The organism is Microbacterium kribbense (assembly GCF_039537285.1).
Lineage (GTDB): Bacteria > Actinomycetota > Actinomycetes > Actinomycetales > Microbacteriaceae > Microbacterium > Microbacterium kribbense.
This window is the reverse complement of the sequence record NZ_BAABAF010000001.1, coordinates 495,469-511,078: the sequence shown is the minus strand read 5'-3', so window position 1 is coordinate 511,078 and position 15,610 is coordinate 495,469. Positions and strand designations below refer to the sequence as shown.

13 protein-coding genes are annotated in these 15,610 nt (G+C 71.3%); 4 read left to right on the top strand and 9 right to left on the bottom strand.

The features are described from left to right. Positions 1 to 88: 88 nt before the first annotated feature. A complete protein-coding gene (locus tag ABD705_RS02300) occupies positions 89 to 1,939 on the top strand; it encodes an FAD/NAD(P)-binding protein (RefSeq protein WP_344780095.1) in 1,851 nt (616 codons plus the stop codon). Between the two features lie 15 nt (positions 1,940 to 1,954). Here ABD705_RS02300 and ABD705_RS02295 read toward each other — a convergent pair whose 3' ends face one another. Beyond that, complete coding sequence (locus ABD705_RS02295; RefSeq protein WP_344780093.1) at positions 1,955 to 2,482, bottom strand: TetR/AcrR family transcriptional regulator; 528 nt, start codon at positions 2,480 to 2,482, stop codon at positions 1,955 to 1,957. 133 nt (positions 2,483 to 2,615) lie between these two features. Between ABD705_RS02295 and ABD705_RS02290 the strand changes: the two genes are divergently transcribed. Continuing rightward, positions 2,616 to 3,377: an SDR family NAD(P)-dependent oxidoreductase gene (locus tag ABD705_RS02290; RefSeq protein ID WP_344780091.1), complete on the top strand. Its 762-nt coding sequence runs from the start codon at positions 2,616 to 2,618 to the stop codon at positions 3,375 to 3,377. Positions 3,378 to 3,449: 72 nt separating this feature from the next. Here the strand turns inward: ABD705_RS02290 and ABD705_RS02285 are convergent, their stop codons facing one another. The 7 genes from ABD705_RS02285 to ABD705_RS02255 form a co-directional block, all read right to left on the bottom strand. Next, entirely contained in the window at positions 3,450 to 4,400 is a 951-nt protein-coding gene (locus ABD705_RS02285) for a nucleoside hydrolase (RefSeq protein WP_344780089.1), read from the bottom strand. 72 nt (positions 4,401 to 4,472) lie between these two features. After that, positions 4,473 to 5,525, bottom strand: coding sequence for an ABC transporter permease (locus tag ABD705_RS02280; RefSeq protein ID WP_344780087.1), 1,053 nt, complete (start codon positions 5,523 to 5,525; stop codon positions 4,473 to 4,475). Between the two features lie 7 nt (positions 5,526 to 5,532). Next, positions 5,533 to 7,242, bottom strand: coding sequence for a sugar ABC transporter ATP-binding protein (locus ABD705_RS02275; RefSeq protein WP_344780085.1), 1,710 nt, complete (start codon positions 7,240 to 7,242; stop codon positions 5,533 to 5,535). Positions 7,243 to 7,264: 22 nt separating this feature from the next. Continuing rightward, positions 7,265 to 8,494, bottom strand: coding sequence for a sugar ABC transporter substrate-binding protein (locus tag ABD705_RS02270; protein WP_344780083.1), 1,230 nt, complete (start codon positions 8,492 to 8,494; stop codon positions 7,265 to 7,267). A gap of 500 nt (positions 8,495 to 8,994) precedes the next feature. Beyond that, positions 8,995 to 10,260, bottom strand: a complete 1,266-nt coding sequence (locus ABD705_RS02265; RefSeq protein ID WP_344780081.1) for an ABC transporter substrate-binding protein — start codon at positions 10,258 to 10,260, stop codon at positions 8,995 to 8,997. Beyond that, positions 10,257 to 11,726, bottom strand: coding sequence for an amidase (locus ABD705_RS02260; protein WP_344780079.1), 1,470 nt, complete (start codon positions 11,724 to 11,726; stop codon positions 10,257 to 10,259). The genes ABD705_RS02265 and ABD705_RS02260 overlap by 4 nt, the downstream gene beginning before the upstream one ends. Before the next feature lie 111 nt (positions 11,727 to 11,837). Beyond that, positions 11,838 to 12,410, bottom strand: coding sequence for a TetR/AcrR family transcriptional regulator (locus tag ABD705_RS02255; RefSeq protein ID WP_344780077.1), 573 nt, complete (start codon positions 12,408 to 12,410; stop codon positions 11,838 to 11,840). A 190-nt stretch (positions 12,411 to 12,600) separates the two neighbouring features. Between ABD705_RS02255 and ABD705_RS02250 the strand changes: the two genes are divergently transcribed. Then, positions 12,601 to 12,978, top strand: a complete 378-nt coding sequence (locus ABD705_RS02250) for a VOC family protein (protein WP_344780075.1) — start codon at positions 12,601 to 12,603, stop codon at positions 12,976 to 12,978. A 51-nt stretch (positions 12,979 to 13,029) separates the two neighbouring features. On the opposite strand, the gene ABD705_RS02245 is transcribed toward ABD705_RS02250, so the two are convergent. Then, complete coding sequence (locus ABD705_RS02245) at positions 13,030 to 14,475, bottom strand: threonine/serine exporter family protein (RefSeq protein ID WP_344780073.1); 1,446 nt, start codon at positions 14,473 to 14,475, stop codon at positions 13,030 to 13,032. A 155-nt stretch (positions 14,476 to 14,630) separates the two neighbouring features. Here ABD705_RS02245 and ABD705_RS02240 point away from each other — a divergent pair, with 155 nt between their 5' ends. Further along, positions 14,631 to 15,581, top strand: a complete 951-nt coding sequence (locus tag ABD705_RS02240; RefSeq protein ID WP_344780071.1) for an NAD(P)-dependent oxidoreductase — start codon at positions 14,631 to 14,633, stop codon at positions 15,579 to 15,581. Positions 15,582 to 15,610: the final 29 nt, after the last annotated feature.

Below are 15,610 nucleotides of genomic sequence, written 5' to 3'. Positions count from 1 at the left end.
CTGAAACACGGCGTACGAATCCGACACAGAGCGTCACATTGCAGCCCTGCCGGGCATGCGCGGGACGCGAATCGGGTTGGCTGTGGATGTGGCTGCCCGGATCGCACTCGTCGGAGTCGGGCCTCGGGGTGTGGCCGTTGCGGCCCGCCTCGTGGCCGACCGTGATGCGCTCGCACCCGGGACGGCGCTGACCGTGCACCTCATCGACGGCGTCGCCGTCGGGTCCGGACGCACGTGGCGACCCGACCAGTCGCCGTATCTGCTGAACAACACGTACTGCGCCGAGACGACGGTGTTCGCCGACGAGACGGTGCCCACGACCGGCCCCACCGGCGGCGGTCCCAGCCTCGCCGCGTGGACGCAGCAGGTGGCCGCGCATCCGGATGCCTTCGCCGACGATCTCGTGCGCGAGGCGTCCGCCGCCCACCCGTGGTCGTTCCCGTCCCGTCGCCTGCAGGGCGCGTACTACCGGTGGGCACTGCACGAGGTGATCGCCCGCGCTCCCGGCGACGTGACGTTCCTCGAGCACGTGGGCACCGTGGTCGCACTGGATGACGCCGCCGACGGCGCCCAGCTGCTGACGCTGGCCGACGGCACCGCGATCACGGTCGACGTGGTCGTGCTCGCGCAAGGCCTGCTGACGTCGGATGCCAGCACCGAAGCGCTGTCGCTGGCCGCGCAGGCATCCGCCCACGACGTGACATATGTCGCTCCTGGCATGCCCGCCGAGCGGGACTGGGCGCGGCTGCCCGCGGGCGAACGCGTCATCATGCGCGGGCTCGGGGCGAACTTCTTCGACCTGATCGGCGTGCTGTTCGAAGGCCGCGGCGGACGGTTCGAGCGCGCCGCCGACGGGCGTCTGAGATACCTGCCGTCGGGGCGGGAGCCGGTCGTGTCGGCCGGGTCGAGGCGGGGACTCCCGTACCGCGGCAAGGCGTACTACCCGGACGGGCTGCCCGCCCCGATCGAGCTCGCGCGGTTCTCGGCCACGCGGGAGCGCGACCTGCTGCGCGCGCACGCCGGCCGGGCCGACGTCGACGCCGGCGTGGAGCTGCTGGCCGACATCCGCGCCGACTTCCGCGACCTGTTCGAGGCGGCGGCATCCGCCCGTGGCCTCGGCGAGCGCTTCGACTGGCCGGCGATCGTGTTCCCCGCCGCCGGGCGCACATTCGACGACGAGGCCGCGTGGGAGCACTTCCTCGACGACTACTTCACCGCCGAGCTCGACCGCATCCACCACCCCGACACGAACCCGCACAAGATCGTGCACCGCGCGATGGAGACCGCGCGGCGCCGGCTCGCCCGGCTCGTGCTGGCGCAGGTCATCGACCCGGCCTCGGTGGTGCGCGACCTTCAGCAGTCGCTGCTGCCGGACGGGCTCGTGCTGGCCAGCGGCCCGCCGCCCGAGCGCGTGGAGCGGCTGATCGCGCTGCGCGCAGCCGGCCTGATCGAGATCCTCGGCCCCGGCATCGCGGTCGAGATCGGCCCGGGCGCGGTGACGGCGACCACGGCGATCCCCGGCCAGCTGCGCCACGCGCGGGTGCTGGCGGAGGCCCGGATGACGCTGGGCAACCTGCGCACCTGCGACGACCCGCTGGTGCGGCACCTGGTCACGACCGGCCAGGCCCGGTTCCACCGGGTCGACGCCGCCGACGCCGCACTGGAGACCAACACGCTGGACGTGACCGGCGACGGGTTCCTGATGGTGGATGCCTCCGGCAGGCCGCACCCGCACCGCGTCGTGCTGGGGCCGCCCGCCGGTGACGTGCAGTTCTATTCGGCGATCGGCGCCGTGCCGCACACCGGCGACAAGATGCTGGCCGGTGCCGACATCGCCGCCAGCCACGCCCTGCGGGTGGTCGCCGGCCTCGCACCGCCGGTCTGCGACCGGAAGGGTCCGCTGCCGGCGGTGCCCGCCCCGAGTCCCGTGCCGGGATGATGCCGCGGTGCGGTGTCACCGAGCCCGCAGACCGTCCACCACGATGTCGAGCACGCGATCTCGTTGCGCCGTGCCCGTCCCGGCGGTGCCGACCACGACGCTGAGCAGGGCCGTCGTGACGTCGTCGGCATCCACATCCCCGCGCAGGGTGCCTGCGACGGCCCCGGCTGCGACGAAGCGCGCCACCGCCCCACGGATCGCCTCGCGGGTCTCGGTCGCGGCGATGACTCCGGATGCGACCGCTTCGCGGAAGGCCTGCGCCATGCCCTCCTTGGCGGCGACGAATACGGCGTATCGATCGATCCAGCGACGCAGCGCCACGTCTGCCGGGTGCGCGGCGAGCAGCGCATCGGCCTGTGCCACGACGTCGTCGAGCTCCGACCGATACACCGCCTCGACCAGTGCCTGTCGGTTCGGGAAGTTGCGGTACAGGGTGCCGACGCCGACACCGGCGCGGCGCGCGAGCGCGTCGAACGTCACGTCGCCTTCACCGGCGGCGAACGCATCCACGGCGACCGCCACGATCCTGGACCGATTGCGCACGGCATCGGCACGGGAGCGGCGGGGAGCTGCGGGAGGACCGGAAGACAAAGCGGAGGATCCTCCGTTTCGGTGTACACTCGTCGGCGACGGAGCATCCGCCGCCTCTCAAGTATCGCCCGAAGGGACTCCCGTCATGAATGCGGAGAGCACATCAACACTGCCGCAGCCCGGCGAGGTCACGCCCGGCACCGTCGCCCTGGTCACCGGGGGCAACGGCGGAATCGGCTACCAGATCGCGCGCGAACTGGCCGAGCGCGGCGTCACTGTCTGGCTCGGCGCACGAGACCTGAAGCGCGGCGAGGACGCGGCGGCGACCCTCGGTGAGGATGTCCGGGCGATCCGGCTGGACGTGACCGATCAGGACTCGATCGACGCTGCGGCACAGCAGATCGACGCCCTCGACATCCTCGTGAACAACGCCGGCATCAATCCGGGCGGCGAGGACCTGGAGCACACCGACCTGGACCAGTTCCGTCGCGCCTACGAGACCAACGTGTTCGGCCTGGTCGCCGTCACGCAGGCCTTCGCTCCCGCACTTGCCCGGTCCGGGCATCCGCGCATCGTCAACGTCTCCAGCGGCACCGGATCCCTGACCTGGAACAGCGGCCCGAACCCGCAGTTCGACTGGGAGCGGGTGCGCGGCGGCGGCATCGCCTACCGCTCCTCGAAGACGGCCGTCAACGCGGTGACACTGCTGGCCGCACAGTCGTTCGGCGACCGCTTCAAGGTCAACGCGCTCGCCCCCGGACTGCGCACGACGAACCTGCGTCCGGGCATCACCGGCGGCGGCGACCCTGCCGAAGCCGCCGCCGGGGCGATCCGGCTGGCCCTGCTGCCCGACGACGGGCCGACCGGGGCGCTCTGGTCGTGGGACGGCACCCGCGCACCCTGGTGACGAGCGCGGCCCGCGCGGGGCGCCCGGGACGCCGGTTGACACGGCCAACGCGGGTCATCCGGGGCGGTGCCGTCACTCCCCCAGCCGCGTGATCGCATCGACCACCAGGTCGGCGAACCGGCCCCAGTCCAGCTGCACCGCGACATCCGCCCGGTAATCGCGCCCGGTGCCGTGATGCATGCCGAGCACGTCGGCGAAGTCGACGACCGTCATGCCGCGGGTCCACTGCCCGCGCAGCTCGACGCGCACGTCGGCCCGGGCCGTCGTGAACACGGTCGGGTCGATGACGGCGGCGACGCAGCAGGCGTCGTGGATCGGTGGATGCTCGAACCCGTACACGCTGCGATAGGTCTGACCGAAGAACTCCCAGACGTCGAGCACGAACCGGCTCACCGGTCCGCCGATCGCGCGAACGCGCTCGTGCAGCTCGGTCGTGGCCAGCGCCTGATGGGTCAGATCGAGGCCGACCATCGTGACATCCCACGACCCGCGGAACACGGCCTCAGCGGCTTCGGGGTCGACGGCGATGTTGAACTCGGCCGCGGGCGTCGTGTTGCCGCGGGTGTAGGCGCCGCCCATCACGACCACCCGCTTCACGCGGTCGACGATCGCCGGCTCGGTGAGCATCGCGAGGGCGATGTTGGTGAGCGGCCCGGTCGCGACGAGGGTGATCTCGCCGGGTTCGTGCGCCATCACGGTGTCGACGAGGAGTGTGACCGCGTGCCGCTCGTCGAGCACGAACGCGGGCGCCGGCAGCACCGGCCCATCGAGCCCGGACGCGCCGTGGATATCGCCGGCCACCCGCTGCGGTTCCACCAGCGGGCGATCGGCGCCGCGGGCGACGGGCACTTCGATGCCGGCGATCGCGCAGACCGACAGCGCATTGCGGGTGACCTTCTCGATCGTCTGATTGCCGGCGACCGTCGTGATCGCGAGCAGGTCGATCATCGGGTTGCCCGCGGCGAGCAGGATCGCTATCGCGTCGTCGTGCCCCGGGTCGCAGTCGAGGATGATCTTGTGCATGGCGTGATTGTCTCGCGGATGGGGAGCCGGCGACACGGGCGAGCTGGATAATGCGCGTCGCCGGCCCGCTGGCTACTCGGTCTCGATGAAGCTCTCGTCGGTGCCACCGCCGTACCGGCGCTTGCTGAGAACCCGGGACAGCAGGATGGCCACGGCCAGGATCACGCCGTAGAAGATCTGCTGGATGTAGATCTGCGCACCGATCAACTGGAAGCCCGAGACGCCGAAGGCGAGGAAGTACACCGCGATGCCGGTGCCGATCGCGTTGAACCTGCCGGGCTGGATCGTGGTCAGGCCCAGGAACGCGGCGGCGTAGGCCGGCAGCAGCAGGATGTTGCCGTCGCCGGGGCTTGCCGAAGCCTGAGTGCCCACGAAGAGCAGCCCCGAGATCGCGGCCATGAGGCCGGCGCTGATGAACCCGTAGGCGCGGGCGCGGCTGACCGGGAAGCCGCTGAGCCGGGCCACCTGCCGGGACTGACCCACGAACAGTGCGCGCTGCCCGAACGGGGTGAAGGTCAGCACGTACCAGGTGATCAGCATGATGATCAGGGCGATGAAGAACTCCCACGGGATGCCGAGCAGCTCGTTGTAGAACACGACCTGCACCAGGTCGTTGGAGACCCCCGTGATGGTCTGCTCGCCCGAGATCCACTCGATGACGCCGGCGAACACGGTGCCGGTGGCCAGGGTCAGGATGAACGAGTTGGCGTTGAATCGGATCACGAGGAACGCGTTCAGCGCGCCGCCGACCAGGCCCACGGCCAGGCCGATCAGGCAGGCGAGCCAGATGTTCATCCCGGCCTGGGTGTTCAGCACCGCCACGACCATCGAGACCAGGCCGGACAGGCTGCCGACCGACAGGTCGATGTCGCCGTTGGTCAGCGGGATGAGCAGGCCCAGCGCCAGCACGAACAGCACGGCCTGCGAGCCGAGCACGCTGGAGAAGTTGGCGCCGGTCAGGAAGTTGGGGGTCGCGAAGCTGAACCCGATCACCAGCAGCACGAACGCGACCGGCAGCATCGCGCTCTCGAGGATGTTGCCCGTCCTGCCCGACAGTGGGCCACGGCGCGGCGACCGCGTGCGCTGCGTCTCGGTGGGCGTTGCGAGCCTCGGTTCGGTGTCCATAGCTGCCTCAGACTCCCTGTGTTCGTGATCGCGGTGTTCCTGATGCCGGCGCAGCGGTGCGCGCGCCGGCCGCGTAGACCTCCGCGGTGATCCGGTCGCGGGTGATGGGTCCGGAGTCGACCTGCGCCGCGATGACCCCGTCCGAGCAGATCAGCACGCGCTGGGCCACGTCGGCGAGTTCGTCGAAGTCGGTGCTGACCCAGATGATCGACACGCCGGTGGCGGCAAGATGCCGCAGCATCCCGTTGATCTCGGCGCGGGTGCCGACGTCGACGCCTTGGGTGGGCTCGTGCAGGATGAGCACCCGGGGCTGGTCCTCCAGCCAGCGCGCGAGCACGACGCGCTGCTGGTTGCCGCCGCTGAGCGATGAGATCAGGGCGTTCGGGTTCGGCGGGCGCACCCCGAACGCGCGCGCCCGTTGCCCTGCGGTGCGCCGCAGCCGGCTGCGGGCGAGCAGGCCCCGGCTGAAGTACTGGTCGATCACCAGCGACATCATGTTCTCGCCGACGGTCAGCGCCGGGGCGATGCCCTGCTGCGCGCGGTCGGCGGGCACCAGCGCGAGTCCGGCCGTCCGTGCGGCGCGCGGGCTGAAGTGCGCGAGGTCGTGGTCGACGTCGCCGATGCGCAGCTGTCCGGAGGCCCCGGGCAGGGCGCCGAACAGAGCGTAGGGCAGGTCTTCGACGCCCGAGCCGAGCAGGCCGGCCACGCCGACGATCTCGCCGGCCGCGACGCTGAAGGCGACATCCCGCAGCTGGCCGCCGGCCACACCGCTGGCGCTCACCCGCACGCCGGACGCGTCGGCGGCGCTCGCGCCAGCGGCGGGCTCGGCGTCGGTGACCGACTCGACCGCGCGCGTGGCGGCGCGCTCGACGGTGGCCGACATGTGGTGCCCCGAGATGAGTTCGACCAGCTGCTCGTCGGGGGTGTCGGCGATCGTGACGTCGGCGATGGCCGCACCGTCGCGCAGGATCACGGCGCGGTCGGCGAGCTCGCGGATGGCGGGCAGGTCGTGCGAGACGAACAGCACCGCCGTGCCGCGTTGACGGACCTGGTGCACCAGTTCGAACAGGAACACCTTCTCATCCTCGGGCAGGAAGACGGTGGGCTCGTCGAGCACGAGCACGCCGTGCGGGGTCTCAGACTCCTGGCCGGATGCCGCCGCCATGCGCTCGCGGAACAGCCGCAGGTCTTCGGCTGCCCGCACGATCGCCAGCAGCGCCTGCGCGGTGGGGCGCAGGCTGCCGACGGTCGCGTTCGGGTCGAGGTCGACGTGGTAGCGGTCGAACACGGCCTGCGCCGCGCGCCGTTCACGGCCCCAGCCGATCGGATGCAGGATGCGGGTCGTGCCGCGCACCCGCCGGCCGACGAAGAGGTTCTCGACCACCCGCAGGCCGAAGCCCAGCCCCAGGTCCTGGTAGACGAAGCTGAGCCCGAAGTCGCGGTAGTTCTCGTGCGGCACCGGCAGCGGCACGTCGCGGCCGGCGACCTGCAGGTGCCCGCCCGGCTCGGGGGCGTGGAATCCGGAGAGGATCTTGACGAGCGTCGACTTGCCGGAGCCGTTCTCGCCCAGCAGCGCGAGGACCTCGCCCTGCTCGATGTCCAGATCCACGCCGGACAGCGCCAGCTGCGCGCCGAAGCGCTTGGCCAGGCCCCGCGCCCGCAGGGCGGGCACGGGGCGATCGGCTTGCTCTGCGGGCGCGTTCACGATGCTCGTCATCCCTCGGTCGCTCGCTCAGCGCTCAGAGCTGGGGTGCGTTCCAGAGCGTGCGGTACGCGTTCTGGTAGGCGTTGCCGCCGTAACCCTGCTCGTTGTAGCCGCCGCTGGCGGTGAGGAACCCGGAGGCGTTCCCCGGCGCCCAGAAGCGGTTGGGCACGATCTCCTTCTCGGGAGTGGCCGCCGGCTGGCCGGCCAGCAGCCGGATCGTCTGGTCCATCTCGGCGTAGGCGTCCCACACGACGCTCGGTCCGACATCCGCCTGCAGGACGCCGTTCGGCTGCCCCACCATCGTCTTGACGGTGGTGGCGCTGGTGCCCCACGCGTAGACCTTCACGTCGGGGCGCTTGGCCTGCTGCACGCCGGTCACGGCGAACGTGGCCATGCCGTCGAAGGCGACGAACACGGCGTTGATGCTCGGGTCGGCCAGCAGCGCCGACGACACCTGACCGGTGGTCTGGCTCGTCCAGCTCTGCACCGGCACGTCGATGGTCTTTGCGACCGTGCAGACGCTGGCGCAATCGGCCTGCACCTCGCTCTTGACGGCGGCGGCGGCGGCCGGGCCCTGGATCACCGAGCTGCTGGTGACCATCAGCGCGTGCAGCGGCTTGCCGTTCAGGGCCACCACCGCGGCATCCACACTGGCCTTCATGCCCTCGGCGGTCTGCACGCCGGTGACGGCATCCAGCCCGGCGTAGTTGTCGGTCTCGTTGTAGTTGCCGTCGATGATCTTGATGCCGGCCTTGTGCGCGGCCTGCAGCTGCGGGCCGATGGCACCGGGGATGATGCCGCAGAACATGGCGAGCACGTCGGCGTGCGCCGCGATGGCGTTCTTCACGCCGGTGGCCCACTGGTCGGGCGAGCCGGAGTTGCTGAAGGTGATGACCTTCATGCCGAACTCCCCGCCGAGCTTCTTGTAGGTCGCGACCTGGTGGTTGCACGTGTCGATCTCGTTGTTGATCGCGAACGCGTAGACGGTCTTGCCCTTGACCGCCGAGACATCCACCGCCGGACCCGGTGCGGCGAAGACCGGAACCTTCTCGGCGTCGGTCACCGCGGTCTTCAGCTTCGTCAGGGTCGCCGCCGAAACGGCGGTGCCGGTGCCGGACGCGGCTGCGCTGTTCCCGGTGCCGGTCGTCGGGGCCCCGGAACTGCACCCGGCCAGGGCCAGGCCGCAGGCCAATGCCGTGGCGCCCACCACCATCACTCGTTTCAGCGCCCGTTCTCGTGCTGAGCGCCGCTTGACTGCATGCATCTGATCCTCCGATCAGTCGACGGATTGCTGACCACATCTCGGGCACTGTGGCGCGTAGGGCGCACGAAGCGGTCATCCGGGTGCGCCCGGGCCGGTTCGGGAAGCCGGCGGTGGCGCCCATCCAATCGTCGCGTCGACGTCAACGCGTGCATATGTCTTGCTTGGCATGCTATTGACGCGCGCTGAGGGTTTTGAACGAGGTGTCTATGAGCGTGATGGGAATGCGCGGTGCGCCGCGCGGTGCGCCGCGCGGTGCGCTTTTCGGGGGCGCCGCGACGCGTCCCCCTCCTCGCTCGCGCTATAGAAAGTCGCATCCGCGCACGAAAAAAACGAGCGCGGATGCCAGAAACGGGCGCGCGTCGCCGCGCCTTGGCCCACCCGACAGCCGCGACCGACGGATCGACCGCGCTGACGCAGGCGCGGGCAGGCAGCGCATCGGCAGCGCATTGGCAGGGCAGCGGCAGGGCCGCGGCGCCCACCGCCGCGGCCCGCCGCGCCGGTCAGCTCAGCGCGTCGATCGGGTCGTATCCGGTGCCGTCGAACCGCTCCAGGATGACCGACGAGATCGCCGGTTCGCCGTCGATGGTCGTGTCCACCTCGGCGCCGGGGAGCATCAGCGGTGTCTGATACCCCTTGATCGAGAGCAGCTGCGTCATGAACTCCGCCCGGGTGGGCTCGGTCATCTGCTGGAACGTGTGGCCCAAGACGTCGGCTGCCATGTATCCCCACATGCAGTGCGGGAACTCGGGGATCGCCGGCTGCTTCGTGTATTCGGCCAGCGCCGCGGTGAACGCTTTCACGTCGGGGTCGTTCGCGTACGCCGGGTCGTCGGGCGTCTTGTGGTACCCGATCGTGTACACGTTGGGGAAGACATCCGCCCCCGCCGGCTTCAGGATCGGCGCGACACCTGACGTGTTCGACGGCAGGAACCAGCTCGGCAGCCAGTTCAGCGCCTGCGCCTTCTGCATCGCCGAGACGGTCAGATGCGGCTGCGACACGGCGTTGAAGATCACGTCGGCGCCGGTGGCGGCGAGCGCCGTGATCTGCGCGTCCAGCGACACGTCGGGCACCTCGTAGGTCAGCTCCTTCGTGATCGTGATGCCCGGGGCATCCTGCACCGCGCTCTTGAACCCGGTCAGATAGTCCAGACCGTAGTCGTCGTTCTGCGACAGGATCGCGACCTTGTGCTCGCCCGAGGCGACGAGCATCTCGCCGAACGCGCGCCCTTCTTCGACATAGGTGGGGAACGCGTCCAGCTGCATCGGCGACTGCGCGCGGTCGCTGAACAGCGGATCACCGGTGCCGGTGAGCACCTGCGGCACGCCGTCGGCGATCGCCGCTTCGCGGAACGCACGGTTGGTGGGAGTGCCCAGTCCGATGGCGATCGCGAAGACGCTGCCCTTGAACTGGTCGTAGTTGGCCTTCGCCTTCTGCGGGTCGTACTGGTCGTCGAGCGCTGTCACCTTGACCGTGCGGGTCTTGCCTTCGCCGAAGGTGATTCCACCCTCGGCGTTGCGGGCCTCGAAATAGGCGATCGCGCCGTCGGCGGTGCAGGTGCCGGGCCCGGCGACCGGGCCGCTGAGCGGACTGCTGATGCCGATCGTGACGGTCGTGTCGGTGATGCCGGGGGCGGATGCCGCGCCCCCGCGGGCGCCGCCGTCGGAACGGGCGCAGCCCGAGACGGCGAGCGCGACTGCGGATGCCACGGCCAGCGCGCCGAGGACTCCTCGGGCGCGCGCGGTGCGACGAGGGTGATGCAGGTTCATGGGTCGTTCCTCTCGGGTGCGGCGGCGGGATCGGCGGCGGCGCCGTTCCAGACGAACTGCGGCGGGGGTGCGGATTCTTGCAGGGCGATGCCCACCGCGAGCAGGTGCGCGTCGGTGTCGGGCGCGCCGATCAGGCTGACGCCGACCGGCAGGCCGGAGCGCGTGCCGAGTCCGGCCGGCAGCGCGGCGACCGGGAAGCCGGTCACGTTCCAGGTGGCGGTGAAGACCGCGAGCGGGTCGGTGCCGCCGGCCCGCTCACCGGCGTCGTAGCCGTGCCCGCGCAGCGGCGCGGTGATGGCGCTGGTCGGTTCGAGCAGCGCATCGATGCGGTGTGCACGGAACCAGGCATCCCACGCCGCGGTCACCGCGCGCCGCCGGGCCTGGGCGCGCAGATAGGCGTCGACCGGCAGGGGCGCGGCGCCCGGCGCGATGAACGCGCGCACCGAGGGGCGGTACCGGTCGGCGCGGTCGCGGTAGCGGGCGTGGTGGCTGCGGGCTTCGGCAAGGAGGATCGTGTCGTAGTCGGCCGCGGGCAGGTCGTCGGGGGCGGGCAGCTCGACGATCTCGGCGCCGAGGGAGCGCAGCACCTCGCGCATGCGCAGGTATCCGTCGTGCACGTCGGCGTCGACCTCGGGGCGGTCGGCGCGGGCCGTCGTGGCGATGCGGAGGCCGGACAGAGCGAGACGCTCGGGCGCCGGGATGGCGGGCCGGCCGAACACGCCCCACGGGTCGCGGGCGGCGGGGGCGGCCGACAGCGCCTGAAGCACGACGGCGCAGTCGGCGAGGGTGCGGGCGATCGGGCCGGCGTGGTCGAGGGTCTGCGCCAGCGGGATGGTGCCGTCCATCGACACGCGTCCGAAGGTGGGCTTGAACGCCGAGACACCGCACAGCGCGGCGGGGATGCGCACCGATCCCGCCGTGTCGGTGCCGAGCGCGACGGGTGCCATGCCGGCGGCGACGGCGGCGGCCCACCCGCCGCTGGAGCCGCCGGCGCTGTGTGCGAGGTGCCACGGGTTGCCGACCTGGTCGGTGGTGCCGCCGGCGGCGAATTCGTGGGTGTGCGTGTGCCCGGCATAGACGGCGCCGGCACCCGAGAGCGCGGTCCAGACGGCGCTGTCGGCATCGGCGACGTTGCCTTCGAGCACCCGGCTCGACGCGGTCAGCGGCAGACCCGCGACCGCGAAGAGATCTTTCAGGGCGATCGGGATGCCGCACAGCGGCGACTCGGCGCCGGAGGCGAGGCGGCGGTCGGCGGCGGCGGCCTGGCGCCGCGTGGTGTCGGCGTCGAGGTGCGCCCAGGCGTTGATGGCGCCGGGGGCGCCGTCGAAGGTCGGCGCGCCGCTGCGCTCGGCGATGCGATCGAGCAGCGCCGTCGCGAGGCCGGTCGCGGTCAGCTCACGGCTGTGCAGCCGCCTGGCCAGGTCGTTCAACCCCGCGTCGAGCGGGGGCACGTCATTGTCCGCCATGCCCACACCCTACGAAAGGCGCGGTCGGCACGTCGGCGAAGTGAGAGCCGGACCGCCGGTTCCTCGCAGATCCGCGCCGGTTCCTCGCAGATCCGCGCCGACAGGGGCGGGTCAGCGGGTCAGCACGGCCCGCGCGACGTGCGGGATGTCGATGCGCGCGGCGCAGAAGCCGTTGATGAGCGTCGTGAGTTTGGGCACCCGGCGATGCGGGTCGCGGATGCCGCCCACGAGTTCGATCAGATCCATCGATTCGGCCCACGGCACGATCTGGCCGGCGTCGGCGGCGGTGGTCCACAGGTGGTCGAAGCGCCGCGCGAACTCCTGACGCACCGGCAGGATGGCGACCGGCGTCTGACCGACGTCGACACCGGCCGCGGCGATGAAGTCGGCATCCGCGGTCACCATGAGCGAGAACCGATCGAGCACCGTGATGATGTCGATCAGGGCGCGCTGCGGGTCGCCGGAACCGGCCGCCCAGCGCGACGCGCGCCGCCAGCGGTCGACCGAGACCTCGTCGATCAGCTTCTGCTTGCTGCCGAAGTGCCGGTACACGCTGGCGGGACTGACACCGGCACGGTCGGCGATGTCGTCCACGCTGACCTTCGTGGTGCCGGTGTTCGACATCAGCTCCCACACCGAGCGCAGCACCGTGGCACGAGTACGCCGCGCGTCGTCGCGAAGCATGTCCACCTCCTCGTCTCGGGGAGCCCAAGCCCAGCCGGACGCCGCATCAAACGAGCCCACTCAGGTGCGGCGCGCGGTACTCCAGTCTACCGAGGGCGCTCGCGCCGACGCCGGGCCGCGTCGAGGAGGCCGTGTCACGGCGCCCGCGCAGGGGCATACTTGAGCCAGCAGCCAGCGAAGGGTCATCGCCATGCACATCGTTCAGGTCGCACAGCACGCCGACGATCTCGACCGCGCCGCGGCGTTCTACACCCAGCTGCTCGATGAAGAGCCGGCCGCCCGGTTCACGTCACCGGACCTGCTCTTCTTCAACCTGGGCGCCACCCGGCTGCTGCTGCAGCCGGACGCGCCGTCGACCGTCGTGTACCTGCTGGTGGACGACGTCGCCCACGCCGTCGCGGCCGCACGGGATCGCGGGGTGGAGATCGTGGATGACCCGCACGTCATCTACACCCACGTCGACGACTCGCTCGGTCCGGTCGACACCGACGAGTGGCAGGCGTTCATCCGTGACAGCGAGGGCAACACCGTGGGCCTGGTCAGCCACGAGCCTCGCCACGACCCCTGAGCCGCCTCGCGCCGCCCGGCCGCCAAGCGAGCGCAGCGAGGCGAAACCGCGTCAGCGCCGCACGCGCGAGCGCCGCTGCGCGATGCGCGCGGAGCGGTCGAGGCCGAAGCTGAGGCGGGCGAGGTACCCGCCGATCGCGGTGCCGGCGGCAAGACCCAGGCCGGTAGCGGCGGCCGACAGCAGCGCGGGCGCCGCGGCGGAGGGGTCGAATTCGTCGCCGATCAGGCTGTACAGCCCGCGGTAGAAGGCCAGTCCCGGGATCAGTCCGATGATGCCGGCCATGGCCATCGCCGCCTCGGGCACCTTGAGCCACCGATAGGCGAGATACGCGATGACGCCCGCGGCGGCGCCGGCGACTCCGGCGGCCAGTCCCGGCTGCGGCACGAGGGGGCGCAGCAGGGCGTAGACGGCGAACACGAGCACGGCCGAGATCGCCATGAGCGGGGCGAGGGAGAAGCGCACGTAGGAGGTGAAGGCGAATCCGATCCCGACCAGGGCCACCCCCAGCATCCCGGCCCACAGCCCCCGTCCCGCGCCCAGCGAGGTGCCGACCGAGACCGCCGCACCCAGCCGGATCGCGACGCCCAGCGTCATCCAGATGCCGATCGCCAGGCCGAGCGTCAGCATGATGACTTCCATGACTCGCGCCGAGGCGGTGACGTAGTAGCCATCGACCGCGTCGCGGGCGGCCGTGGTCAGGCCCATCCCCGACAGCAGCATGATGATGCCCGAGATGACGATGATCGTGGGGTGGTCGGTGCCGGGCAGTTCGATGCCCATCGAGCGCAGCCAGTACATCACGACGGCGATCGTGGTGATGGCCGCGGCGGAGGCGATCTGCGAGAAGAAGGCCGCGATCCCCCATCTGCTCAGGCGCCGGCCGATCAGTTCGGCGATGACGGCGGACCCGGCGGCGACGAGAGCGAGCACGACGCTGGCGTTGAACATCACGACGACGCCGCCGGCCAGCACCGCCACGCCGAGGGTGACGACCCAGCGGCGGTAGGGATGCGGCTGGGCGAGGATCGCGCTGAGCCGTTCGCGCACGTCGTCGACGTCGAGGGCGCCGCCCGAGCCGATCACCTCGTTGATCAGGAGGTACACGTCCTGCAGACGGGTGTAGTCGGTGGTGCGCACCTTGACCACGCGCATGATCGAGATCGGGTCCTCGTCGATGCCGCGGTGCACCGAGACCGTGACGGCGGTGAAGGTGATGTCGACGTGCACGTTGCGCAGTCCGTACGTCTCGCTGATGCGCAGCACGGTGGCCACGACATCCGCCGTCGTCGCGCCGGTGGCCAGCATCGCCTCACCGCTGCGCAGGCACAGATCGATGACGGCGCGGGCGTGCCGCTGCGAGAGCGCGTCATCGCTCCACGGGATCGACACGCGCTGCGTGGGCGGGGCCGCCGCGCGCAGCATGTCGCCGGTGAGCGCGCCCAGGCGCGACGCCCACCACGTGCGCAGCCGGCGGGTGTGCTCCGTGTCGCCCGTCACGGGTTACAGACTACGGGGGCGGGATGCCGCGGCACGGCCGCGCGCCGACTGTCGAGGCCTGTCGGGGGTCAGCCGAGTCCGTCGGCGACCTCGCCGACGTTCGTTCGTTCCGAGCTGCGTCCCCACCGCGAGAGTAGCTCCCATATCATGAGACTATGAAGCTTCTGCTGCCCGACACGGTGTCCGCCCGTCTCCACCTGCCGGAAGGATGGGAGTCGGTCGTCGTCGACGGCGCCGCAGAGATCCCCCGAGAGCACTGGGATGCCGATGCCCTCGTCGCCTGGGGGCCCTCGCCGCGGCACCTGCAGTCAGCCGCTCAGAATCTGCGCCAGGTGCAGCTCGTGCAGTCCTTGTCGTCGGGCGTCGAGGCGATCGTCGCCGCGGGCTTCCGCCCGGAGGCCGTGATCGCAAGCGGCGCGGGCCTGCACAACCGCACCGTGACCGAGCACACTCTTGCCCTCCTGCTCGCGCTCGTGCGGCGACTGCCGGCTGCGCTCGAGCACCAGCGGCGCCACGACTGGTCGTCGGAACTGGGCGGCATCCACGAGCTGCATCCGGCCGATCGGGTCACCACGCTGCTGGATGCCCGCGTGCTGATCTGGGGGTTCGGCAGCATCGCCCAGACTCTCGCGCCGGTCCTGGCCGCGCTCGGCGCCACCGTGACGGGTGTGGCCACACATCCCGGTGAGCGCGCCGGGTTCCGTGTCATCGATGTCGGGCACCTGCACGACGAACTGCCGACCACCGACGTGCTGATCAGCATCCTTCCCGCCACGGCAGCCACCCGCGGCGTGGTCGGCTCGAACGTCTTCGACGCCCTTCCCGCACGGGGACTGTTCGTCAACGTCGGCCGCGGTGACGTCGTCGACCAGCCCGCCCTGATCACGGCACTGCGCACCGGCGCGATCAGCGGCGCGGCACTGGATGTCACGACGCCCGAGCCGTTGCCGGCGGCCGACCCGCTGTGGGAGGCCCCGCACCTGATCATCACGCCCCATGCCGCCGGCGGCCGACCGGTCGGTGCCGAACTCCTCATCGACCGAAACCTCCGTGCGCTGGGCGGCGACGGCACGATCGGGAACCGGATCGACCGAGCGGCATCCTGACCCATTGACATGCAGGGATGACGGGCGGA

Coding starts and splice junctions, on each gene's coding strand:
- ABD705_RS02255 (WP_344780077.1), bottom strand. CDS start 12,410: ATGCTTCGCGACGACGCGCGGCGTACTCGTGCCACGGTGCTGCGCTCG.
- ABD705_RS02290 (WP_344780091.1), top strand. CDS start 2,616: ATGAATGCGGAGAGCACATCAACACTGCCGCAGCCCGGCGAGGTCACG.
- ABD705_RS02280 (WP_344780087.1), bottom strand. CDS start 5,525: ATGGACACCGAACCGAGGCTCGCAACGCCCACCGAGACGCAGCGCACG.
- ABD705_RS02265 (WP_344780081.1), bottom strand. CDS start 10,260: ATGAACCTGCATCACCCTCGTCGCACCGCGCGCGCCCGAGGAGTCCTC.
- ABD705_RS02270 (WP_344780083.1), bottom strand. CDS start 8,494: ATGCATGCAGTCAAGCGGCGCTCAGCACGAGAACGGGCGCTGAAACGA.
- ABD705_RS02275 (WP_344780085.1), bottom strand. CDS start 7,242: ATGACGAGCATCGTGAACGCGCCCGCAGAGCAAGCCGATCGCCCCGTG.
- ABD705_RS02260 (WP_344780079.1), bottom strand. CDS start 11,726: ATGGCGGACAATGACGTGCCCCCGCTCGACGCGGGGTTGAACGACCTG.
- ABD705_RS02250 (WP_344780075.1), top strand. CDS start 12,601: ATGCACATCGTTCAGGTCGCACAGCACGCCGACGATCTCGACCGCGCC.
- ABD705_RS02240 (WP_344780071.1), top strand. CDS start 14,631: ATGAAGCTTCTGCTGCCCGACACGGTGTCCGCCCGTCTCCACCTGCCG.
- ABD705_RS02285 (WP_344780089.1), bottom strand. CDS start 4,400: ATGCACAAGATCATCCTCGACTGCGACCCGGGGCACGACGACGCGATA.